Below are 21,176 nucleotides of genomic sequence, written 5' to 3'. Positions count from 1 at the left end.
GGTCAGTCCTTGGGCGGGCGCGGCGGCGCCAGCTCGGCAAGCGGTGATTGCGGGTCCAGCAGGGAGCTGCGGATGAAGTGCAGGTAGCTCTGCACCCGGCGCAGCGCCGAGGTGTCGAAGTGCCGGGCGAACGGCTCGTCGGTGTCGCGCACGCAGTAGATGGCCTGGTCCACTGCCGCCAGGCTGCGCTCCAGGTTGGCGCGGCTGGGCTGGATGAACAGGCGGATCAACGAACGGCCCATGGCGCGGATGGCCTGGCGCCACGGCTGCGACTCGGCGTAGGCCGGGTGCACCGGCAGCACCGCCTGCTCGCGGCGCAGCTCGATGATGGCGTGGCCGATCTCCAGCACCACGAACATCCAGCGCAGCAGGTTGCGCTGCACCTCGGGCTTGCCGGCGGCCAGGCCGTAAGCCTGGTTGAGCACGTCGCGGGTACGGCTTTCGAACGCCGAGCCCAGGCCGCGCAGCTTGCCGCTGATGGCGAACACCACCTGCTCGCGCAGGTTGTGCTCCAGGCGCTGCCACAGCCAGCGGCTGTTGGGCGGCAGGATGATGGCGCCGGCGGCGGCACAGGCGAGCATGCCCAGGATCATGCCGATGTAGTCGTTGATGAAGCCGTAGGCGTTGTACACCGTGAGGTTGTCGGGCACCGAGCCGATCGAGAAGAAAATCAGCAGGCCCAGCCCGTACCCCGCCCACTGCGGGCGCGAAGCCAGGAAGGCGCCGAACACCAGCACCGGCGCCAGCACCATGCACAGCAGCGGGAAGCCGTCGATCCAGGGGAACACGAAGAAGGTTTCGGCAAAGCCCACCACCGCGCCCAGCATGGTCCCGCAGGCCATCTGGAACGACATGCGCTTGGGGTTCGGCGCCGCTGCCGACAGGCCCACGGTGGCCGCGGCCACCAGGGTCATGGTGGCGCCGCTGGGCCAGGCCGTGGCCACCCAGTAGCTGCCCAGCAGGCCCAGCACCGACATGGCTCGCACTGCCGCGGCGGCCGAAACCCACCAGCTGGTCTGGGGCATGAACGGCTCGTCCCAGCTTTCGCGCGCATGGCTGTGGTCAGCCAGCGAGGCGTGGGTCTGGGCGTAGCTGTGCAGCTCATCGACGAAGCGGTACAGCAGCTCGTAGGCGGTGTGGAAGTCCAGCAAATCATGCTCGCTGGGCGCGCTTTCAACGAAGATGGCCCGCAGGCGGCGCACGTGGGACGGCAGCTCGGCCTTGTAGATGGACAGCTGTTCAGTGAGGCGCTTGGCGTCGTCCACGGTCAGCGCGCGGCCGGCGAAACCGTCCAGCAGTTGCGCCAGGGCCTGCAGGCCGGGCTCTATGGCCGTGACTACCTCGGCATGGCCGCGTCCACGAATGCGTTCCAGCAACTGGTGCAGGGCGTTGAAGCGCGTGGTGATGGCCATGAACTCGCTGTTCAGGCGGCTGACCCGGCCACTGCGACGGCGCATGTGTGGGTCTTCGAAGGCCACCACGCCGCGCAGGCTCTCCAGGCCCACGGCCTCGGAGATGAAGCGCACGTTGGTGCTCTCGAAAGTGGCGCGCTGGCTGGCACCGCGCAGGCCCTCGGCGACGAAGCCGGCGAACACGCCAAAGCGCTGGTACATGGCGTTGCGCATGGAGGCGCTGGCCGACTGCGGCAGAATCGCCGCGCTGACCGCCGTGGAGACAATCAGCCCCAGGGAGATTTCCAGCACCCGCCACATGGCCGCCATGAACGCCCCTTCCGGGTGCGCCAGGGCCGGCAGGCCGATGAACGCCGCGGTGTAGCCGGCCAGCACGAAGCCGTAGCCCTTGAAGTTGCGGTGGCGCACGGCGCCCGCCGAACAGATGCCGAACCAGATCACCAGGCTGGGCAGGAACAGTTCGGTGTTCTGCGCGAACAGCGCAATCAGCAGCACCGTAACCACCGACCCGGCGATGGTGCCGAGGAAACGGTAGAAGCTCTTGGCGAACACGTGGCCGCTTTGCAGCTGCATGACGATGAACACAGTGATCATCGCCGTGCGCGGCTGCGGCAGTTCCAGGCGCATGGCCAGCCACAGGGTCAGGAACGCCGCCAGCAGGGTCTTGAAGATATACACCCAGGTGACGCCGTCGCTGCGCGCCCACTCGAAGAAGCCACGGCGCCACTGCAGCGACCCGAGCCGGCGCAGCGGTGCAGACAGAGAAGTCATGATCGGTCCGTCAGTGGTTAAGGATGGCCAGGGCCGCCGGGGTTTTCGGCGCCGCGGTCTTGTCGTCGCCCGGCACGTCGTTGCCGGCCTGCAGGCCACCGCCCAACGCCGTCACCAGCTCGGCCTGGGCGGTGAGGCGCGCGGCCTGCACCTGCTGCTGCACCGTCTGCTGGTGGAACAGCTGGGTCTGGGCGTTCAGCACGTTGAGGAAATCGGTCAGGCCGCGCTGGAACGCGACCTGGGCGATGTCGTAGGTCTTCTGCGCCGAGGCCACCGATTGGGCGGCGAAGGCCTGCTGCTTGTCCATGGACTCGCGGCGGATCAGCTGGTCGGAGATGTTCTTCAGGGCCTCGACCAGGGTCTGATTATAGTGCGCCACGGCCATGTCGTAGCCGGCCGAGGCCTCGCCCAGTTGCGAGCGCAGGCGGCCGCCGTCGAAGATCGGCAGGGTCACGGCCGGGCCCACGGTGTAGCTGAGCTTGGAAGCCGTCAGGAAGCCCAGCATGCCGCCACCGGTGGCCATGTAGCCAAGGCTGGCGGTGAGGTCAACGTTGGGGTAGAAGCCGGCGTGCGCCACGTCGATGCCGCGGGCTTGCGCCGCGACCTGCCAGCGGCTGGCGACCACGTCGGGGCGCTGGCCGAGCAGTTCGGCCGGCAGCGCCGACGGCAGTTTCAGCGGCGCGCCCAGGGCCAGGGTCGGCCGTTGCAGGCGTGCGCCCTCACCCGGGCCTTTGCCGGCCAGGGCCGCCAGCTGGTTGCGGCTCAGGTCGATTTCTTCGTCCAGGGCGTCGATCTGGCGCTGGGTTTCAGGCAGCGGCGTCTGCGCCTGGCTGACCTCGAATTGGGTGCCGATGCCATGGTCGAGGCGTTTTTGCGCCAGCTGCAAGATTTGCTGCTGTTGCGCCAGGGTGGCCTGGACGATGTCGCGCTGGGCGAACTGCAGCGACAGCTGGATGTACGCCTTGACGATGTTGTTGGTCAGTTCCAGCTGCGCCTGGCGGGCCTGGGCCACGCTCATGTGGGCCATGTCCACGGCCTGCTCGGTGGCGTTGCGGTCGCGGCCCCACAGGTCCAGGTCGTAGCTCAGGCCCAGGCCGGCGGTGTTGTCCCAGTCAGTGACACCGGCCAGTTCGCCGGGGCCATAGAAGTTGTCCGTCGGCCATTTGTGCCGGGTCATCGACGCCTTGCCATTGATTTGCACCGACTCGGCCGACTCGGCCACGCCGGCCATGGCCTTGGCCTGGCGCACGCGGGCGGCGGCCATGGCCAGGGTCGGGCTGCCTTGCAGCGCGGTGTCCACCCACTGGTCCAGCTGCGCGTCGCCATAGCCACGCCACCATTGGCTGGCTGGCCAATGGGCGTCCTTGGCGGCGGCCTGGATGGCTTCGTCGGTGGCCAGGGTGTTGGCGGACAGGGCCTTGCCTTGCGGGGCGATGCCTCCTGTGCCGATGCAGCCGCTGATGGTCAAAGTTAAGGCCAAAACGCTGAAAGCATTCAGCTTTCCAAATATGCGACGCGGCACAGCTGCTAATTCCTGACTGAAAGAGAGGGGATTGCCTTGAGACGCCGATTCTAGGGGGTGAAACGGGCGCCGATAAGCAGGTGTTCGTGTGAATCTTTGTTACGGAAAAAGCGATAATCGGTATAAAGCAGCGAGACGACAATTGTTACTTCATGCGACAATTTGCCGTCTATTTAGAGAGTGACCCATGGACACCCTGCAAAACATGCGTGCTTTCAGTTGCGTGGCCGAAGCGGGCAGTTTCACTGCCGCCGCCGTGCAGCTCGATACAACCACCGCCAACGTGTCGCGGGCGGTCTCCAACCTCGAAGCGCATCTGCAAACCCGCCTGCTCAACCGCACCACGCGCCGCATTGCCCTGACCGAAGCGGGCAAGCGCTACCTGCTGCGTTGCGAGCAGATCCTGGCCTACGTCGAAGAAGCCGAGGCGGAGGCCAGCGACGCCCACGCCCGGCCAGCCGGCCAGCTGAAAGTGCACACCATGACCGGCATCGGCATGCACTTCGTGATCGACGCCATTGCCCGGTACCGCAAGACCCACCCGGACGTGACCTTCGACCTCACCCTTGCAAACCGCGTACCGGACCTGCTGGACGAGGGCTACGACGTGTCCATCGTGCTGGCCAGCGAGCTGCCGGACTCGGGCTTCGTGTCCCAGCGCCTGGGCATCACCTACAGCATCGTCTGCGCCTCGCCCGAGTACGTGAAGGCCCACGGCGCCGCGCGCAAGCCTAGCGACCTGATGTCCCACGCCTGCCTGCGGCTGATCAGCCCGGTGGTGCAGTTGGAGAAGTGGCTGTTCGACGGCCCCGAGGGGCAGGAGATGGTCAACATCAGTAATGCACCATTCCAGGTCAATTCCGCCGACGCGATGAAAAGCGCGATCATCAGCGGCATGGGCGTGGGCGTGCTGCCGATCTATGCGGCTATCGACGGCCTGCGCAACGGCACCCTGGTGCGCATGCTGCCCGACTACCGCCTGCAGGAGCTGAACCTGTACGCCATCTACCCGTCGCGCCAGTACCTGGACGCGAAGATCAAGACCTGGGTGGAGTACCTGCGCGGCTCGTTGCCGGACATTCTGGCGGCGCATGAGGCGGACCTGAAGACCCATGAGTTGAACATGGCGATTTGAGTGAAACCTGTGGGAGCTGGCTTGCCAGCGAGCTTTTCAAAACGCAAAAGCTCGCTGGCAAGCCAGCTCCCACAAGGTTTGTGTCGACAAGGGCGGGAATGTTAGCGTGCTCACATTCTTCACCCGACTGTCGAGAACAAGCCCAATGAAAAAGACCGTACTTGCCTTCAGCCGCATCACCCCGCCCATGGTCGAGCGCCTGCAGCAAGACTTCGACGTGATTGTGCCCAACCCCAAGCAGGGTGACATTGCCGCGCAATTCGACGAAGCCCTGCCCCACGCCCATGGCCTGATCGGCGCCGGTCGCCCGCTGGGCGCCAAGCAGCTGGCCAGCGCCAGCAAGCTGGAAGTGGTGTCGAGCGTCTCGGTGGGCTACGACAACTACGACGTCGCCTACTTCAACGAGCGCGGCATCATGCTCACCAACACCCCCGACGTGCTCACCGAAAGCACCGCCGACCTGGGCTTTTCGCTGATCATGAGCAGCGCCCGCCGCGTCGCCGAGCTGGACGCCTGGACCAAGGCCGGTGAATGGAAAGCCACCGTCGGCCCCAACCTGTTCGGCACCGACGTGTACGGCAAGACCCTGGGCATCGTCGGCATGGGCAACATTGGCGCAGCCATCGCCCGCCGTGGCCGCCTGGGCTTCAACATGCCCATCCTGTACAGCGGCAACAGCCGCAAGACCGCCATCGAGCAAGAGCTGGGCGCGCAGTTCCGCAGCCTCGAGCAGCTGCTGGCTGAGGCCGACTTCGTCTGCCTGGTGGTACCGCTGAGCGAGAAAACCAAGCACCTGATCAGCCACCGCGAGCTGGCGCTGATGAAGCCATCCGCCATTCTGGTGAACATCGCCCGTGGGCCGATCGTCGACGAACCGGCGCTGATCGAAGCGTTGCAGAAGGGCACCATCCGCGGCGCCGGCCTGGACGTGTACGAGAAAGAGCCGCTGGCCGAATCGCCGCTGTTCCAGCTGAAGAACGCCGTGACCCTGCCGCACATCGGCTCGGCCACCTCGGAAACCCGCGAGGCCATGGCCAACCGCGCCATGGATAACCTGACCGCGGCGCTGAAAGGACAGCGCCCGCAGGACCTGGTGAACCCGCAGGTGTTCAAGGGCTGATCAGCTCGCACAAAATGAAACGAAATGGGGCGTGATCGGCGCGCTCCAATCGTCTCATAATCCCCCGGGCGGCACGGTCCGAATACCGGGGGAATATCGAAATGAATGGAATCACCACCCACCAGCTCATCCGCTGGTCGAAGGTACTGATGGTCTTGTTCGCCGGCCTTTTCGGCGCCATGGTCGTACTGGGAAATATCAGCGACTACGCCACCAACTTCGAGTTCGTGCGCCATACGCTGTTGATGGATTCCTTGTCTTCGGGTAGCTCACTGGCGTGGCGTGCATTGGAACCCACTTGGGTACACCATGGCGTCTACGTGCTGATCATTTGCCTACAGGCCACGTTCACGGCCCTATGCCTGCTGGGCGCCTGGCACTTGAAACGGGAAGTTGCCAGTTCCTCGCAGTGTTTCAATCACGCCAAGCGCTACGCAATTGCCGGCCTGATGGTAGGAGTGTTCCTCTGGTACCTGTGTTTCCAGGTAATCGCCGGAGAATGGTTTGCCATGTGGCAATCCGAGGAATGGAACGCACTCGATACTTCGGATCGTTTCATGAACTATATCCTGGCGGCACTGATTTTCGTCAGCCTGCGGGCTCATGACTAGTAGTTGCCCCCCCGGCAGGCCGCGCAAGCCGAGGCTTGCGAAACACCAGCACATTCCCCGCCATCACCAGCACCAGCCCCGCCAGGGCCGGCGCCGTCCATTGATACCCTTCGGCAACCGCCGACACGTTCAACGCCACCAGCGGGAACAGCACCGTGCAGTATGCCGCCCGTTCCGGCCCCATGCGTCCCACCAGGGTGAGGTAGGCGGTAAAGCCGATCACCGAGCCCGGTATCACCAGGTACAGCAGCGAGCCGATGTACTGCAGGCTCCAGTCGACACTGAACGGCACGCCACGCACCAGGCAATAGCCCGCCAACATCACCGAGCCATAGAGCATGCCCCAGGCGTTGGTGGTCAGTGGCCTCAGCCCGGCTTTCTGTTGCAGGCTGGACAGCATGTTGCCTGCCGAGAAGCAAAGCGTACCCAGCAACGCCAGGCCCAAGCCAATCAGAGTCTCACGGCTGGCCGAGTGCCCGGCCAGCTCTGGCCAGAACAGCAGGCCCAGCCCCGCCAGCCCCAAGGCGCCACCGCCCAAGACGTTGGCGGCGATACGCTGGCCGAAGAACACCCGGGCATTGAGCGCGTTCCACAGCGTGGCAGTAGAGAACACCACGGCCACCAGGCCGCTGGGCACCCACTGGCTGGCCGTCAGGAAGCACATGAAGTTGATGCAGAACAGGCACAGCCCCTGGGCCAGGCAGATCAGGTGGCCGCGCCGGCTCATGGGTTGCAGGCGCCGGCTGAGTAACAGGATGGCGAACAGCACCAGCGCCGCCAGGGCAAAGCGGTAGACGATGGACACCGGGATGGCCACCACCCCCAGTTGCAGCTTGAGGGCGAGCCAGGTGGTGCCCCAGATGAGGACGGTGAGCAGGTAGAGAAACAGGTTCATGGCAGCGCTCCTTGTGGCGGCCCAGTGTCCCCCTGCCCTGCCCCGCGCACTTGCCAATTCTTGCGCTTTTCATCGGCCAGCCACTGCCACGGGGGGTGCCAACCGGTACGATGCGCACAGAGGAGTCGACCATGCCCCCAACCCCTGCCATCCAGGTATTCCAATGCCTGCAACGCTCGTCCCACGCACGCCTGGAGCAGAGTGCTGCATTGGGTGATGGCCTGACGGCGGCGCTGTGGAACAACCGCCACGATTCGCAGCACTACCAGGCGCCCAGCCACCACACGCTGTCCTGCTACGTGGGCGGCGGCACCGGTACGTTTCGCACCGACGCGCCCGGGCGCAAAGGCGCGCCGGACAAGCTGTGCACGCTGCCGGCCGGGCAGGATTCGGCGTGGGTGGTGAACGGCGAGCTGCGCCTGGCGCATCTATATTTCAGCGAGCAGCAGTTCGCCCTGGGCTGCGTGACGCTGCTGGACCGCGAGCCGCGGGAGATGCAGCTGCGCGAGGTGACGTTTCTCGACGAGCCCCGCCAGGCTGCACGTTTTCGCCAGCTGATCGCCCTGGATTGGCAGGAGCCGGCCGAACGCCTGCTGGGCACCAGCCTGGCCCATGAGCTGCTCAGCCATACGCTGCTGCACCAGGCGGGCTTGCGCGACGGCGTGCGGGTAAACGGTGGTTTGGCTGGCCACCACCGGCGTCGGCTGGTGTCGCATGTAGACAGTGCGCTGGACCAGCCCCTGACCCTGGGCGAGCTGGCGGCCCTGTGCAACCTGTCCGAATACCATTTCGCGCGGATGTTCCGCGCCAGTTTCGGCCTGCCACCGCACCAGTACGTGCTGGCGCGGCGCATGGCGCGGGCGTGCGCGTTGCTGCGCGGCAGCCGCCTGGCCGTGGGGGACATTGCCCTGGCGTGCGGATTCGCCAGCGCCAGCCATTTCAGCAATCGCTTCAGGCAGGCCTTGGGTGCCTCCCCCATCAGCTACCGGGCGGCTTTCCTGGGTTAAAGCGCAAGGCCCAGCAGCGGCGCCAGCGGCAACCCCGCAGCCGCCAGGCCCAGGGCCAGGCGCGGCCGGTATGGCAGCAGGAACACCAGCAGCATGGCGCTGCCCATCAGCCCCGCGCACCAGTGCACCAGGCCCATGCTCCAGCCGCCGTCGGCCTGCACCGCCACGGCCAGGGCGGCGGCTAGCAGCAGCGCCCCGCCCACACGCAGGAACAGGCCTACCCGCGCCTGCAACGCACGCCCCGTGAGGTCACGGTAATGGCGGTCCATGGCCAGGCACAGGCCGGTGAAGCCCGAATAACACAGCAGCGCGACCACCGGCATCATGACGGTTCGCCCTCGGCCTGCAGCGCAAGCTTGCGGGCCTGCTTGACCGGCGCATGACGCCACAGCTTGCGCACCGCCCAGGCCATCAGCAGGCCCCAGGCCAGCGCGCCGAGGTCGACCCCGGCCATGGCCCAGTCGCCACTGGCCAGTGAATGATTCAAGCCATGGGCGGTGGTCAGCGCATTCAGCAGCGGCAGCCCGGCGAACAGCAGCGCTCCCAGCCCCAGTTGCTCCAGCCAGGCCTGGCGCGCCGGGCGCAGCGCTGCATGCAGCGCCGACAGCCCCCAGACCCAGAAGAACAGCCGCACCTCCAGGTCGCTGCGCGCCGCCAGGTCCACCGGCAACAGGCGGTTGGCCCAGAAGAAGCCGGCCACGGCCAGCAGCAGGCCGGCCATGCTCATGGTGTTGAGCACCGCCACCAGGCGCAGGTGCAACGGCGGCCGCGCACTCTTGGTGTGCTTGAGCTGGCGCTTGCCCAGCCACATCACCAGCCCGGTGCCGATCATGGCGGTGCCGCCGACGCCAGCGAGGAAGTACAGCCAGCGCAGGCCCGCACCGGCGAAGTGGCCCATGTGCAAGCCGTACAGGCCACCGGCAATCACCAGTGGCAGGCTGCTGACCTGGCTGTCGGCGCGCAGCGCACCGCTAACGCCGTCGAACACCAGGCCCTGGCCGATCTGGTGGACGATGCGATCGGCGCCGTGGCGGCCGAAGATCACCGAGGCGTTGGCATCGCCAGGGTGATCGACTTCTACCAGGCCCAGGTGGCTGCCGGGGGCGTGCTCGCGGAACTGCGCGTACAAATCGGCCAAGGGCACCAATGGGGCCGGTTGGTTGGCGGCGGCCGGCACGTTCGAGGTGGGCATCAGCTCGGCGAACACCGCCGCGGTCTGCGAGCCGTACTGGGCCAGGATGTTGGCCGGCAGCAGCATGGTCATGAAGATCACCAGGCTGCTGTAGGTGATCATCAAGTGGAACGGCAACACCAGCACGCCCACGGCGTTGTGCCCGTCCAGCCAGGAGCGCTGGCCCTTGCGCGGGCGGAAGGTGAAGAACTCCTTGAAGATCTTCTTGTGGGTGATGATGCCGCTGACCAGCGTGGCCAGCATCACCAGCGCGCACAGGCTGGCCAGCCACCGCCCCCAGGGGTACGGCAGTTGCAGCTGGAAGTGGAAACGGTAGAAGAACTCGCCGCCCATCGATTCGCGGGCGGTGACCGCCTGGCCGCTGTGGGCATCGAGGCTGACCTGCTGGAACGTCCCCGTGGCGTCCGGGTACATCAAGCCGATCTCCGGCTGGCGGGCGTCGGGCACAGTGATGTACCACACCGATGCCTGCGGCGCATGGGCTTGCAGGTAGGCCTGGGCATGGCCCAGGCTGGCGGCGGCATCCAGCGGGTAGGCGGCGATTTCAGGGTGCGCCCAGTGGCTGATCTCATCCTTGAAGTACGACAGCGTGCCGGTCAGGAAAATCGCGAACAGCAGCCAGCCGAACACCAACCCCGCCCAGGTGTGCAGCCAGGCCATGGCCTGGCGAAAGCCTTCCTTCATGAGTGTTGCATCCAGTAAACCAGCCCATTGATCGCCAGCAGCACCAGGCTTGGCGCCAGCAAGCCCAGCCAGGCGCGGGTGGCGGTACGGCAGGCGAAGCACCAGAGTACTGCCACCACGTACACCAGGAACGACAGCATCATGCCGCTGACCATCGCCTCGGCCCGCGCCAGCGGCAGCAGCGCCGCCAGGCTGATGCCCACCAGCGCGGCCAGCACATAACCGCCCATGGCCGCCGCGACGATGCGCGAGCAGACACCCAGGCGGTAGGCAACCGGCAGGCCGGCAGAAGGGCTTTTCATGGCAGTGGCGGGCTCAAGGTAACAAGACGGTCAAACTTCGATATTAATGATAAATATTCTCATGCGCAAAGGAATCCTGACGCAGTGACGCAGCCTTCGGCAGCTGCTACAGGTCAAGGGGAATGCAGTTACTGAATATTTATCTTCGTTGGGGGGTTGAATTGTTCGGCCAAGTGCCCGACCTTGTAATCAAGAGGCGCTGATTTCCACCCTCGGCGCATCTCTTGCGAGCTAGCTGAATAAGGGATGAACTATGCAAATCCAAGTCAATAGCGACAACCATATTCAAAGCAGCATCCGACTGGAGGAGTGGGTACGCAGTACCGTCGAAAGCACGCTCGACCGCTACGAAGAGGACCTCACCCGCATCGAGGTTCACCTGGCCGATGAGAACGGCGACAAGCCCGGCCCGCACGACAAGCGCTGCCAGATGGAAGCGCGGCCAAAAGGCCACCAACCGATTTCCGTGACCCACAAGGCCGCCACGCTGGATCAGGCAGTGGATGGCGCCGCCATCAAGCTCACCCACGCCCTGGAACACCTGTTCGGCAAGCTGCGCAGCAAACGCGCGGTGAATAGCCAGAATGGTGCAGGCAGCCAGGCGGATGCCCTGTTGCAGGAAGAATTCCTCGAGAACGAACAGGTGCTCAACAGCTAGACACAACCTGTAACGAAGAAAGGCGAGCCACCATGGCTCGCCTTTTTTGTGCCTGCAACCCTGTGGGAGCTGGCTTGCCAGCGAGTTTTTCGGCGCCTGGACAGCTCGCTGGCAAGCCAGCACCCACACCCTGCCGGTGTTCGCGGCATGGCCCTTGCTTCGTACTCAATGGACTGGAGGTTCGAACTAACGCGAAAACCCCCAGTCAATTGATGCACGTCTTACATCTCAGGTGACGCACCATGGATAACCCCTTTCAAGCGATCAGCGATGCCTTCCAGCCCGAGTACCGGGTCAACCTCAGCATCGAACGCCTAGACGGCAGCATCATGCTGACCCTGTCCAACGAAACCGGGGTAGTGGCCAAGCGAATGATCAGCGCCGCCCAGCGCAATGACCCCAAGCGCGTGCAACGCCTGATCGAAAGCATCAAGTTCGGCATCGCCATCGAGCGCGGCCACAGCGCCATGGAAATCCTCGCGGCCATGACCGACGGCGACGCCCTGAACCTGCCTACGCCGGCCGCCAGGCCAGCCCAGATTTTGCACGTGCCAGCGTTTCGCCCTGTTGCCTGAACCTTGCCTGTCGCGATAACAGGCACCCGGTAAAGTCGCTGTGCGGGCCGTCGTCGCTGCTGTAGTTTTCCAGCTTGTTACAGAAAACTACAAGAGGTAGACACTATGCTGATGCGAAGCATCGCCCTGCTGGCCATCGTCGCCGCCACCGCTGGCTGCGTCGAGGAGCGCGTGGTCCACGACCGCCGCCCCGTACACCGTGAATACGTCGAAGTGGTGGCGCCCCAGGCGCCACCGGTGCAGGTCATCGAAGAGGAGCCAGGGCCACGGCCCGGCTATGTGTGGGCTCGTGGCTACTGGGCCTGGGAAGGCGGCCGCTACGTACCGGTGCGCGGCCACTGGGAGCCGATGCGCCCGGGCTACCGCTACGTGCACCCGCACTGGGTGCAGACTCGCGACGGCTGGCACTGGCGCCAGGGTGGCTGGGCGAACTGATCGCAATTTTTGCAGCCGCTCGTTGCAACTGCCCACAGTTCATGATGAGGTTCACCCTGCAACTTCATCATGGACAGCCACCTCGCAATGGATTTTGCCCCCCACATTCCCAGCTGGGCGGAAATCGAACGCAACCTCAACCACAGGTTCAGCGACTTCCACCACACGCTCAACCATGGCCTGAGCAGTGCCAGCAGCGGCCTGCATGCCAGCTGGAACGGCGTCAGCCAGCGCCTGGAACAAGGCGCCAGTCACGTTTATGCCGAACTGGGCGGCCAGCGCATCGACGCCGTGCGGCAAGCCGTGCATCTTTCCTACCCCATCATCCGCCACGACCTGCGCCAACGTTGGGCAAGCCTTCATATCGACGATATTCTCGAGGTACTGCTGCACTTGGTGAAGCAGGTGACACTCGTCCTGGGCGGTAGCGTTACCCTCGGCAGCATCGCTGGCGGGGTGGCCGGCGGCGTGCTGGGCGCAGGGGTTGGCGCGGCCCCAGGCGCCGTGGCCGGCGCTGGCATCGGGCTGGAGGTGGGCAACCTGATTCTGCTGGGCCTGGGGCTCTCGGCCATTGCCGAGTATTTCTACAAGGGCCTGCCGGCCTGTTTGGAAACCCTGCAGAACGGCATCGTCAGCGCCTGGCGCATAGACAACAAGGCCAGCGGCAGCCGCCTCGAGGCCGGGGGTGGCCACGCCACTTCGCGCCAGGCGCGTATCGAGCAGGCGGCCAGGGAACTGGCCCGCGGGCAGGAACAATTGGTGCTGTTGCTGCTGACAGCCATCGTTACCTACCTGACACGCGGGCAGGTCAAGGGCGCGCTCGCCCGCAGTGCCGAAGGCCTCGCCGCACGCTCGGCGCTGTTGCAGGAGCAGATAAGCGAACGGCGCCTGGCCGAGTGGCTGGCCCGCAATGAACCCCAGCTGTTGGCCGACGGTGCCCTGCAGCCACGTAACCGCGCGCCGGTGCAACAGGCCGAGGAGCCGATTCGACTGCAGCCCAAGGCGGCGCCCCCCGCCAAGGCCTCCGAGCCGACCGCGCCCCAGGCCGCCAAGCCAGCGCTGTCGCGCCGTGAGCTGCTCAACCAACAGTATGGCCGCAGCGGTGACCTGAACCACGACATCAACGTGCGTGGCAATCGCGAAATCGCGGAGAACTTCTTCAAGTCCCAGGGCTATAGCCAGGCCGACTCGGCGTCGTACATGAACGGCCTGGACTTCAACCAGCCCGTACAGGTACAGACCCTCAATGGCGGCAAAAACCTGTGGCAATATCAGTCCCCCGGCGCCCCCCAGGGCAACTGGTATACCCTGAGCCCGGACGTGCAGCCCACGCAGCTGGGCATCAACCCCATGGGTACCAACCGCGCCCTGAATACCATCGAACCCAAAGTGCTGGGCAACTACCAGACGGCCGGCAAGGTGCAGGTGTTGCGCAGCACCGCGGCGCCAGTGGACGACTTCTGGTCGGTGAAGGGACAATCCTTCCCGGCAGAAGGCGGCGCACAGCAGCTGTTCTCCAATCAGAAAGACCTGTTCAACCTGGGAAGCCCATGACACCCGTAGATTTCATCGACAAGGCCATCGTCACCACGCAGGACCGCTCTCGCAAGACGCCAGGCTTCGAGGTATATGCGTCCGTGCTCAACCAGCTCGCGTACATCAAGGCCGTGCTGGAAGGCCGCGAGCGCGACAAGTCGAAGCTGCACCGGTTGACCCTGGGCAGCATCGCCGTGAAGGAGTTCGAGGAAAGTGACCCCGACCTGTCGCGGGCGCTGAAGGATGCCTTCTACATTGCCTCGCAACTGGGCCGGGGGTTGAAGATCCAGCTGCCTTAAGTCTCGCCTTTCTCTTCGGTGAGCGCCCCTTTGACCATGGCATCCGGGTCCGGGACCTTGGCCGAGGGGAAGCGCGAGGAGGCAAAGCGCACCACCAGGATGGCGAACGCCAGCAGCAGGATGGCGCCCGACAGGTAGACCACGCCCAGGTCGGCGGGGCCGTGGTGCGACACGTCGGAGATCAGCAGGCGCGTCAGCGCGGTGATGGCCACGTAGATCAGGAAGCGCACGGGCATGTGGTTGGTCTTGAAGTAGATGCCGACCATGGCCCCCAGCTCCAGGTAGATGAACAGCAGCAGGATGTCATCGACCATGATGTTGCCCTTCTCCACCATGCCCAGGAACGCCACCACGGCCGCCCAGGCGGTGATGGCGCCGATGGCGAACAGCGCCAGGTAGTGGAAGGTCTCGACCAGCAGGTTGCCCAGCGAGCCTGCCAGGTGGTGGACATTCTTGCGCATGGCATCAGCCCAGTTGATTTTCACGATGCGGTTTCCTTGACTCGTGGGGTGCGGATGCTTTCATTGTGCATCAGCAGCCGGGCCTTGCGGTGAAGGCATTTTGTCTCACCCTGCGACAATGCTGATTAAATTGCCACTATCCAGCGGCAGCAAAATCCCTTATCCTTTTACTGTATAAACAACCAGTGGTCGAAATCGACAACTTTCGTAAAGGCATGTGAGGTGGTGAATGGCCGTCGAAGTGGTATACCGCAGCAGCCGAGATCTGGAGCGTCTGTTCATGGATAAAGCCGAAGCTGACCGTCATGACAAAATGCTCGAGCTCGCTGAGCTGCTCGCAGAAGTCCTGAAAAAGGCAGTCCCGTCCCTGACCGAGCAACAGGTTGAAGACGCGGGCATCTACATGGCCAAGAACCGCGACGTGTTCGCCAAGGCGTTCAAGAGCCAGCCCGACGCGCTGAACGAATTGATCAGCGGCGAAGGCGCCGAATAAACCCGTAGCAGCTGCCGCAGGCTGCGTCATGGGCCCCGCCTGGCATCAGGTATATAGCGGGGGCCAGGACGCAGCCTTCGGCAGCTGCTACGGGGGTTTCAGGGTTTTTCCAGTTCTTCTACCAACGCCCGCAGGAACCGCGCGGCCTCCCCGCCCGTCACCGCCCGGTGGTCGAAGGTCAGCGACAGCGGCAGTATCGGGTGCACCACGACCTGCCCCTCCACTGCCACCGGCTCTTCGCGAATGCCCCCTGCGCCGATGATCGCTACCTGCGGCGGTACCACCACGGGGTTGGCGTAGCGCCCGAACAGGGTGCCGAAGTTCGACAGCGTGATAGTGGCGCCCATCATCTCCTTCGCTGGAATCGAGCGTGCCTTGACGTCCGCGCGCAGCCGGCTCATGCCCTCCTTCAGGTCCTCGGCGCTGCGGTTGCCGACATCGCGCAGCACCGGCACGAACAGCCCGTCGGGGGTGTCCACGGCAATACCCAGGTCAAGCTGGGCATGGGTGCGGATGGACAGGCTGCGGCCATCGAACCAGCTGTTGAGCACCGGTTCCACCTTGCAGGCGGCGGCCATGGCCTTGCCCAGGCGAATCAGCGGGTCGCGGGCCTGGCCCCAGCGGTGCAGGTCGGCGTCGCCGAAGATGGTCACCGGCACCACTTCAGCGTGGGACTTGGCCATGTTCAACGCCATGCTGCGGCGCACGCCGCGCAGCTTTTCGCCGCCGAAACGGTCCTGGGCGCCTTGCGCCGCGGCTTCGACGTCGGCGCGGGTAACCAGGCCGTCGCTGCCCGAGCCGCTGAGCGCGGTCAGGTCGACGCCCAGTTGCCGCGCCAGTTGCCGTACCGCCGGGGTGGCCCGGGTGCCCAGGTGCTCACGGGTGGACGGCGCAGCGCCGACGAAGAACTGGTCGGCACTGGCGCCGCCACCGCCTTCCAGGCGGCCGACCACGGTGCCGGCGTCGGCCTCGCCTTCGTAGCCCAGCAGCGGCTCGCCCACATGCAGGATGTCGCCTTCGCCGCCAAAGGTCTTGGCCACCACGCCGTCATAAGGCGCGGGAATGTCCACCAGCGCCTTGGCGGTCTCCACCGACACCAGCAGCTGGTCGGCCTTGACGCTGTCGCCCGCCTTGACGTGCCATTGCACGATTTCCGCCTCTTGCAGGCCTTCGCCCAGGTCGGGCAGTTTGAAATATTTCATCGCAGCCTCCTCAGGCGAAATTCAGCACGGTGTCGCAGGCGTCAAGAATGTCCGGCACCGCCGGGATGTACAGCTGCTCGAGCTTGTACAGCGGCGGCGGGATGTCCGGGGCGGTGACACGCTGGATGGGCGCCTGCAGGTCGAGCAAGGCGCGCTCGTAGAGGCTGGCGGCGATCTCTGCGCCCACGCCGCAGGAGCGCGGTGCCTCGTGGACGATCACGCAGCGGCCGGTCTTGCGCACCGAGGCCTCCAGGGTGTCCAGGTCCAGCGGCTTGACGCAGGCCACGTCGATGACCTCCGCCGACACGCCGCGCTCGGCCAGGGCATCGGCGGCCTGCAGGGTTTCATGCACGCTGGCGCCCCAGCTGATCAGCGTCAGGTCGCTGCCTTCGCGCAGGGTGAAACAGCTGTCCAGCGGCAGGCGCTTGCCGTCGTCGGCCAGGGGTTGCGGGTTCATGCGGTACAGGCGCGTGGGCTCCAGGAACAGCACCGGGTCCGGGTCGTCGATGGCCGCCAGCAACAAGCCGTAGGCGCGCGCCGGCGACGAAGGGATGACCACCCGCAGGCCGGGAATGTGGGCGAAAAGCGCCTCGGTGCTTTCGCTGTGGTGCTCGGGCGCGCGAATGCCGGCACCCATGGGCGTGCGCAGCACCATCGGGCAGCTCAGGCGCCCGCGGGTGCGGTTGCGCAGGCGGCTGGCGTGGGACACCAGGTGTTCCATGGTGGCGTAGATGAAGCCCATGAACTGGATCTCGACGATGGGCTTGAGGCCTTGGGCGGCCATGCCGATGACCAGGCCGCCGAGCATGGTTTCCGCCAGCGGCGAGTCGATCACGCGCTTGAAGCCGAAGCTCTCGCGCAGGCCCTGGGTGGCGCGGAACACGCCGCCGTTGACGCCCACGTCCTCGCCCAGCACCACCACGTTCTCGTCCTCGGCCATGGCCCGGTGCATGGCCAGGTTCACTGCCTCCAGCAGGCTGATCTTGTCGTTACTCATGGTCGGCCCCTCCCTGGCGGCGTGCCACCCGTTCGAGGAAGTCCGCGCGCTGGTCAGCCAGCACCGCCGGCCACTTGGCGTAGACGTAGTCCATCACCGACTCGGGCGCCTGGGTGCCGGCGGCCTCGAAGTTGGCCACCGACTGTTGCACCAGGCCCTGGCATTCGGCGATCAGCGCCTGCTCGCGGCCCTCGTCCCACACGCCCTGCCCGGCCATGAACGATTGCAGGCGTTTGATCGGCTCTTCCTGCCAGGCCTGCTTGACCTCATCGGCGCTGCGGTAGCGGGTAGCGTCGTCGGCGGTGGTGTGGTCGCCCAGGCGGTAGCTCAGGCATTCCAGCAACACCGGGCCCTTGCCGTGACGGGCGCGCTCCAGCGCCACCTGCATGCGGTCGTAGACGGCGAGGATGTCGTTGCCGTCCACCTGTTCGCCATGGAAACCGGCGCCGATGGCCTTCTGTGCCAGGGTCGGCGCCCCGCACTGGATGCGCCGCGGCACCGAGATGGCCCACTGGTTGTTGTTGATCACGAACACCACCGGCAGCTGCCAGGCACCGGCGACGTTGAGCGCTTCGAGGAAGTCGCCCTTGCTGGTGGCGCCGTCGCCGCAGGTGGTGACGGCCACCCGGTGCTCGCCACGAATCTTGAACGCGCTGGCCACGCCGCAGGCGTGCAGGGCCTGGGTGGCGATGGGTACGCACAGCGGGAAGTCCTGGGCCACCGCAGGCTCGGCGTAGTCGCTGCCGCGCTCGTCACCGCCCCAGTACAGCAGGATTTCTTCCATGCGCACGCCGCGCATCAGTTGCACGGCGGTGTCGCGGTAATAGGGAATCAGCACGTCTTCGGCGTGCATCAGGCTGCCGATGGCCACGCCGATGGCTTCCTGCCCCAGGGTAGGCGCGTAGGTGCCGATGCGCCCGGTGCGTTGCAGGGCCACGGCCTTCTGGTCGAACAGGCGCGTCAGCACCATTTGCCGGTACAGGCGGGTCAGCAGGTTGAAATCATCGGCCCAGGCGGGCAAGGCGCCCAGCAGGCGGCCGTCGGGGGATAGGTAACGGGTATAGGGAAGCTTGATCTTGTTGGAGGTCATTGCACAACTCCTGGTCCACACGGGGTACGTGTAGCGGTCATGACCCGCCGCTTGTGGCCGCAGGTCGTTCAAGGAGCTGGCGCCGGTAAGGCGCCGGCTCGCCAAATCAGGCGTAGATCAGTTTCTCCGCCAGGGCCTCGGCCACCCGCGCCGGTGAGCGCTTCTCGGCCTGGGCATGGGCAAACACTTCGGTGAGGCGCGTGGCGATGCGCGCCAGGTGCGCGGTGATGGTGCCGACCTCCTCGCCCTGGTGCTTGAGCGCCACGTAGATCAAGCCGCCGGAATTGATCACGTAGTCGGGGGCATAGAGGATGCCGCGCTTTTCCAGCTGGTCGGCGGCCTGCAGGCTGGTGAGCTGGTTGTTGGCAGCGCCAGCCACGGCGGCGCAGCGCAGTTGCGAGACGCTTTGGCCGTTGAGGATGGAACCCAGGCCACACGGCGAGAAAATATCGCAGGGGGTGCTGAGCAGCGCCTCCGCCGCCACCGGGTGGGCGTTCAATTGCTCCATGGCCAGTTGCACCTTGCCGGCGTCCAGGTCGCTGACCAGTAGCTCGGCGCCGGCCGCGTGCAGCTGTTCAGCCACCGCGTAGCCGACGTTGCCCAAGCCCTGCACTGCAATGCGCAGACCCTCCAGGTTATCGGTGCCCAGGCGCGCCATGGCGGTGGCGCGGATGCCGGCGAACACGCCCATGGCCGCGTGCGGTGCCGGGTCGCCGGCGGCGGTGGTGCTGGTGACGTGGCGGGTGTGCTGGGCCACGCAGTCCATGTCGGCGGTGGAGGTGCCGCTGTCGATGGCGGTGATGAAGCGCCCGTCCAGGGTCTCGATGAAGCGGCCAAACGCCTCGAACAGGCCGGCGCGGTTTTCCACGTGGGGGCTGCGGATGATCACCGCCTTGCCGCCCCCGAACGGCAGGCCGGCCAGCGCGGCCTTGAAGCTCATGCCCTGGGCCAGACGAATGGCATCGACCATGGCGCTTTCGTCATCGGGGTAGGCCAGGTAACGGCAGCCGCCAATCGCGGGGCCCGCGCGGCAGTCGTGAATGGCAACCACGGCGCGCAGGCCCGTGGCCGGGTCGACGGCCAGGTGCAGCGCGTGGGTGCGGGTGCTTTGCATGAGAGCGAACATCGAACGGCTCCCGATCTTGTTGTGTTAACCAGTGTAGCTGCTGCCCGCCACCCCGTAGCAGCTGCCGCCAGGCTGCGTCAGGTCTCGCTGCGGTGTTGGTGGAAAAACGCGGCGCCTGGGGACGCGGCCTGCGGCCGCTGCTACGGGTTGGCGTGCATGGGCGTACTGGACGAAAGCGCGCCGCAGGGCTACAAGTGGAAAGATGAAACCCGTTCTCGACGCCGCCCGCCAGGCTTGCCTGGAGTGCCTTGCGCAAAGCCCGCCCGCGACCTTCGAGGCCGCGTTGTGGCTGGCTGCCGAACATGATCCGGGGTTCGACCCCCGGCAGTGCGACGAAGCGCTGCGCGAGCTGCAACTGCAGATCAGCATCGGCCTGCCCATGCTGCCGGTCGCCGAGCTGGCCCAGCCGCTGTTGCGCCGGCTCAATGCCCTGGGCTTCGTGCAGGACGACTTCCACCCGCTACGCCCCCAGGCGGCGCTGCTGAACAAGGTGCTGGAACGCAAGCGCGGCCAACCGTTGGCCCTGGCGCTGTTGGCCCTGGAAATGGCCCGGCGCCTGGACATCCCGCTGATGGGGGTGAATTTTCCCGGGCACTTCCTGCTGCGGGTGCCTGGCGCCGATCACCAGCTGGACCCCTGCGGTGGCCGCCGCCTGTACCCAGCCGACACCCGTGAACTGCTGGGCCGCCAGTTCGGCCCGCAGGTGCCGCTGGTGGCCGAGCACCTGGCCCAGGCCGACCCGCGGCAGATGCTGCAACGCCTGTCACGCAACCTGCGGCAGCTGCACAGCACTCATGACGACTACGTCGCCGCCCTCAAGGACGCCGAGCGGGTGCTGGTGTTGGGTTCGCCTACCGCCGCCGACTACATTGCCCGCGCCGGTATCTACCAGCACCTGGACTGCCCGCGCGGCGAGCGCTTTGACCTGGAGTACGCGCTGCTGCTCAGCGAAGACCCGATCCAGCGCCTGCGCCTGACCGCCCGCCTGGGCGAGCTGCCGCCGGCGCCTTCGTCACTGCACTGACGGCGCGTCGGCCTGGGCCGCCGGGTGCGCCTGGGCGAACGCCGGGTGCCCGGCCGCCAGCGCCGCCACCCGCTGAATACGCGGCCAGGCCGCCAGCGCCACGCTGAACCGCTCGGCCGCGTACAGCTGGGGAATCAGGTAGACGTCCGCCAGGCCTGGCTGCGGCCCCAGGCACCAGCCACTGTCCTCCAGCAACTGCTCCACCGCCGCCAGGCCATCGCTGATCCAGGCGCGAATCCAGTCCTGTACCTGCGCCTCATCCTGCCCCAACCCGCGCAGCCGGTTGAGCACGCTGACGTTGTGCAGCGGGTGCACGTCGCAGCCAATCAGCGCCGCGATGCCGCGCGCACGGGCCCGCGCCAGCGCATCGCCCGGCAGCAGCGGCACCTGGGGATAGCGCTCCTCCAGGTACTCGATGATCGCCCCGGACTGGATCAGCACCTGCCCGCCCTCGACCCGCAGCGCCGGCACTCGGCCCTGTGGGTCGACGGCGAGGTAAGCGGGTGCACGCTGTTCGCCGGCCAATAGGTTGACCGCCAGCGACTGGTACGCCAGCCCCTTGAGTGCCAGGGCGATCCGCACCCGGTACGAGGAAGTCGAGCGGTAGTAGGTATACAGTTGCATGGCCC

General features: G+C 66.1%; 23 protein-coding genes. 11 read left to right on the top strand and 12 right to left on the bottom strand.

The window, feature by feature from the left end:
* Positions 1-2: 2 nt before the first annotated feature.
* Positions 3-2,183 carry an FUSC family protein gene (locus tag RAM80_RS22340; RefSeq protein ID WP_416422596.1) on the bottom strand — a complete coding sequence of 727 codons (2,181 nt, stop codon included), beginning with the start codon at positions 2,181-2,183 and terminating at the stop codon, positions 3-5.
* 10 nt (positions 2,184-2,193) lie between these two features.
* Positions 2,194-3,705, bottom strand: coding sequence for an efflux transporter outer membrane subunit (locus RAM80_RS22335; protein WP_416422595.1), 1,512 nt, complete (start codon positions 3,703-3,705; stop codon positions 2,194-2,196).
* 187 nt (positions 3,706-3,892) lie between these two features.
* Here RAM80_RS22335 and RAM80_RS22330 point away from each other — a divergent pair, with 187 nt between their 5' ends.
* The 3 genes from RAM80_RS22330 to RAM80_RS22320 all read left to right on the top strand — a co-directional run bounded on the left by RAM80_RS22330 (position 3,893) and on the right by RAM80_RS22320 (position 6,571).
* A complete protein-coding gene (locus tag RAM80_RS22330; protein WP_416422594.1) occupies positions 3,893-4,840 on the top strand; it encodes a LysR family transcriptional regulator in 948 nt (315 codons plus the stop codon).
* Between the two features lie 145 nt (positions 4,841-4,985).
* Positions 4,986-5,960, top strand: a complete 975-nt coding sequence (locus RAM80_RS22325) for a 2-hydroxyacid dehydrogenase (RefSeq protein ID WP_416422593.1) — start codon at positions 4,986-4,988, stop codon at positions 5,958-5,960.
* 101 nt (positions 5,961-6,061) lie between these two features.
* Positions 6,062-6,571, top strand: coding sequence for a DUF2165 family protein (locus RAM80_RS22320; protein WP_416422592.1), 510 nt, complete (start codon positions 6,062-6,064; stop codon positions 6,569-6,571).
* On the opposite strand, the gene RAM80_RS22315 is transcribed toward RAM80_RS22320, so the two are convergent.
* On the bottom strand, positions 6,549-7,466 hold the full coding sequence (locus RAM80_RS22315) for a DMT family transporter (RefSeq protein WP_416422591.1): 918 nt from the start codon (positions 7,464-7,466) through the stop codon (positions 6,549-6,551). The two genes, RAM80_RS22320 and RAM80_RS22315, sit on opposite strands and share 23 nt — an antisense overlap.
* Before the next feature lie 131 nt (positions 7,467-7,597).
* Here RAM80_RS22315 and RAM80_RS22310 point away from each other — a divergent pair, with 131 nt between their 5' ends.
* Positions 7,598-8,473 carry a helix-turn-helix transcriptional regulator gene (locus tag RAM80_RS22310; RefSeq protein ID WP_416422590.1) on the top strand — a complete coding sequence of 292 codons (876 nt, stop codon included), beginning with the start codon at positions 7,598-7,600 and terminating at the stop codon, positions 8,471-8,473.
* Here the strand turns inward: RAM80_RS22310 and RAM80_RS22305 are convergent.
* Genes RAM80_RS22305 through RAM80_RS22295 form a run of 3 tightly spaced genes read right to left on the bottom strand, consistent with a single transcriptional unit; the run spans position 8,470 to position 10,651 of the window.
* Complete coding sequence (locus RAM80_RS22305) at positions 8,470-8,796, bottom strand: DUF3325 domain-containing protein (protein WP_416427538.1); 327 nt, start codon at positions 8,794-8,796, stop codon at positions 8,470-8,472. The genes RAM80_RS22310 and RAM80_RS22305 overlap by 4 nt on opposite strands.
* On the bottom strand, positions 8,796-10,349 hold the full coding sequence (locus RAM80_RS22300; RefSeq protein ID WP_416422589.1) for a PepSY-associated TM helix domain-containing protein: 1,554 nt from the start codon (positions 10,347-10,349) through the stop codon (positions 8,796-8,798). The genes RAM80_RS22305 and RAM80_RS22300 overlap by 1 nt, the downstream gene beginning before the upstream one ends.
* Positions 10,346-10,651, bottom strand: a complete 306-nt coding sequence (locus tag RAM80_RS22295) for a DUF3649 domain-containing protein (protein WP_416422588.1) — start codon at positions 10,649-10,651, stop codon at positions 10,346-10,348. Before RAM80_RS22295 ends, RAM80_RS22300 begins: the two co-directional genes overlap by 4 nt.
* 253 nt (positions 10,652-10,904) lie before the next feature.
* Here RAM80_RS22295 and RAM80_RS22290 point away from each other — a divergent pair, with 253 nt between their 5' ends.
* From RAM80_RS22290 to RAM80_RS22270, 5 genes are all read left to right on the top strand, one after another.
* A complete protein-coding gene (locus RAM80_RS22290; RefSeq protein WP_416422587.1) occupies positions 10,905-11,309 on the top strand; it encodes an HPF/RaiA family ribosome-associated protein in 405 nt (134 codons plus the stop codon).
* Positions 11,310-11,551: 242 nt separating this feature from the next.
* A complete protein-coding gene (locus tag RAM80_RS22285; RefSeq protein WP_416422586.1) occupies positions 11,552-11,884 on the top strand; it encodes a DUF3509 domain-containing protein in 333 nt (110 codons plus the stop codon).
* A gap of 105 nt (positions 11,885-11,989) precedes the next feature.
* Entirely contained in the window at positions 11,990-12,319 is a 330-nt protein-coding gene (locus tag RAM80_RS22280; RefSeq protein WP_416422585.1) for a YXWGXW repeat-containing protein, read from the top strand.
* 87 nt (positions 12,320-12,406) lie between these two features.
* The gene (locus RAM80_RS22275; protein WP_416422584.1) at positions 12,407-13,873 is read left to right on the top strand and encodes a polymorphic toxin type 46 domain-containing protein; all 1,467 of its coding nucleotides are present in this window, start codon (positions 12,407-12,409) and stop codon (positions 13,871-13,873) included.
* A complete protein-coding gene (locus tag RAM80_RS22270; RefSeq protein WP_416422583.1) occupies positions 13,870-14,154 on the top strand; it encodes an immunity protein Tsi6 family protein in 285 nt (94 codons plus the stop codon). Before RAM80_RS22275 ends, RAM80_RS22270 begins: the two co-directional genes overlap by 4 nt.
* Here the strand turns inward: RAM80_RS22270 and RAM80_RS22265 are convergent.
* The gene (locus RAM80_RS22265; RefSeq protein WP_416422582.1) at positions 14,151-14,639 is read right to left on the bottom strand and encodes a phosphate-starvation-inducible protein PsiE; all 489 of its coding nucleotides are present in this window, start codon (positions 14,637-14,639) and stop codon (positions 14,151-14,153) included. The two genes, RAM80_RS22270 and RAM80_RS22265, sit on opposite strands and share 4 nt — an antisense overlap.
* A gap of 205 nt (positions 14,640-14,844) precedes the next feature.
* On the opposite strand from RAM80_RS22265, the gene RAM80_RS22260 reads away from it, so the two are divergent.
* Positions 14,845-15,108 carry a YebG family protein gene (locus RAM80_RS22260; RefSeq protein WP_027979086.1) on the top strand — a complete coding sequence of 88 codons (264 nt, stop codon included), beginning with the start codon at positions 14,845-14,847 and terminating at the stop codon, positions 15,106-15,108.
* Between the two features lie 98 nt (positions 15,109-15,206).
* On the opposite strand, the gene RAM80_RS22255 is transcribed toward RAM80_RS22260, so the two are convergent.
* From RAM80_RS22255 to RAM80_RS22240, 4 genes are all read right to left on the bottom strand, one after another.
* Positions 15,207-16,310: a dihydrolipoamide acetyltransferase family protein gene (locus tag RAM80_RS22255; RefSeq protein ID WP_416422581.1), complete on the bottom strand. Its 1,104-nt coding sequence runs from the start codon at positions 16,308-16,310 to the stop codon at positions 15,207-15,209.
* Positions 16,311-16,320: 10 nt separating this feature from the next.
* Positions 16,321-17,307, bottom strand: a complete 987-nt coding sequence (locus tag RAM80_RS22250) for an alpha-ketoacid dehydrogenase subunit beta (RefSeq protein WP_416422580.1) — start codon at positions 17,305-17,307, stop codon at positions 16,321-16,323.
* Positions 17,300-18,397 carry a pyruvate dehydrogenase (acetyl-transferring) E1 component subunit alpha gene (pdhA, locus tag RAM80_RS22245; RefSeq protein WP_416422579.1) on the bottom strand — a complete coding sequence of 366 codons (1,098 nt, stop codon included), beginning with the start codon at positions 18,395-18,397 and terminating at the stop codon, positions 17,300-17,302. The genes RAM80_RS22250 and pdhA overlap by 8 nt, the downstream gene beginning before the upstream one ends.
* A 106-nt stretch (positions 18,398-18,503) precedes the next feature.
* The gene (locus RAM80_RS22240; RefSeq protein ID WP_416422578.1) at positions 18,504-19,523 is read right to left on the bottom strand and encodes a Leu/Phe/Val dehydrogenase; all 1,020 of its coding nucleotides are present in this window, start codon (positions 19,521-19,523) and stop codon (positions 18,504-18,506) included.
* A 202-nt stretch (positions 19,524-19,725) separates the two neighbouring features.
* Here RAM80_RS22240 and RAM80_RS22235 point away from each other — a divergent pair, with 202 nt between their 5' ends.
* A complete protein-coding gene (locus RAM80_RS22235; protein ID WP_416422577.1) occupies positions 19,726-20,547 on the top strand; it encodes a SirB1 family protein in 822 nt (273 codons plus the stop codon).
* On the opposite strand, the gene maiA is transcribed toward RAM80_RS22235, so the two are convergent.
* Entirely contained in the window at positions 20,536-21,171 is a 636-nt protein-coding gene (gene maiA / locus RAM80_RS22230) for a maleylacetoacetate isomerase (RefSeq protein ID WP_416422576.1), read from the bottom strand. The genes RAM80_RS22235 and maiA overlap by 12 nt on opposite strands.
* Positions 21,172-21,176: the final 5 nt, after the last annotated feature.

Origin of the sequence: Pseudomonas sp. App30 (assembly GCF_047947025.1) — a bacterium.
Lineage (GTDB): Bacteria > Pseudomonadota > Gammaproteobacteria > Pseudomonadales > Pseudomonadaceae > Aquipseudomonas.
The sequence above is the reverse complement of the archived record's forward strand: the minus strand, read 5'-3'. Positions and strand labels throughout refer to the sequence as shown.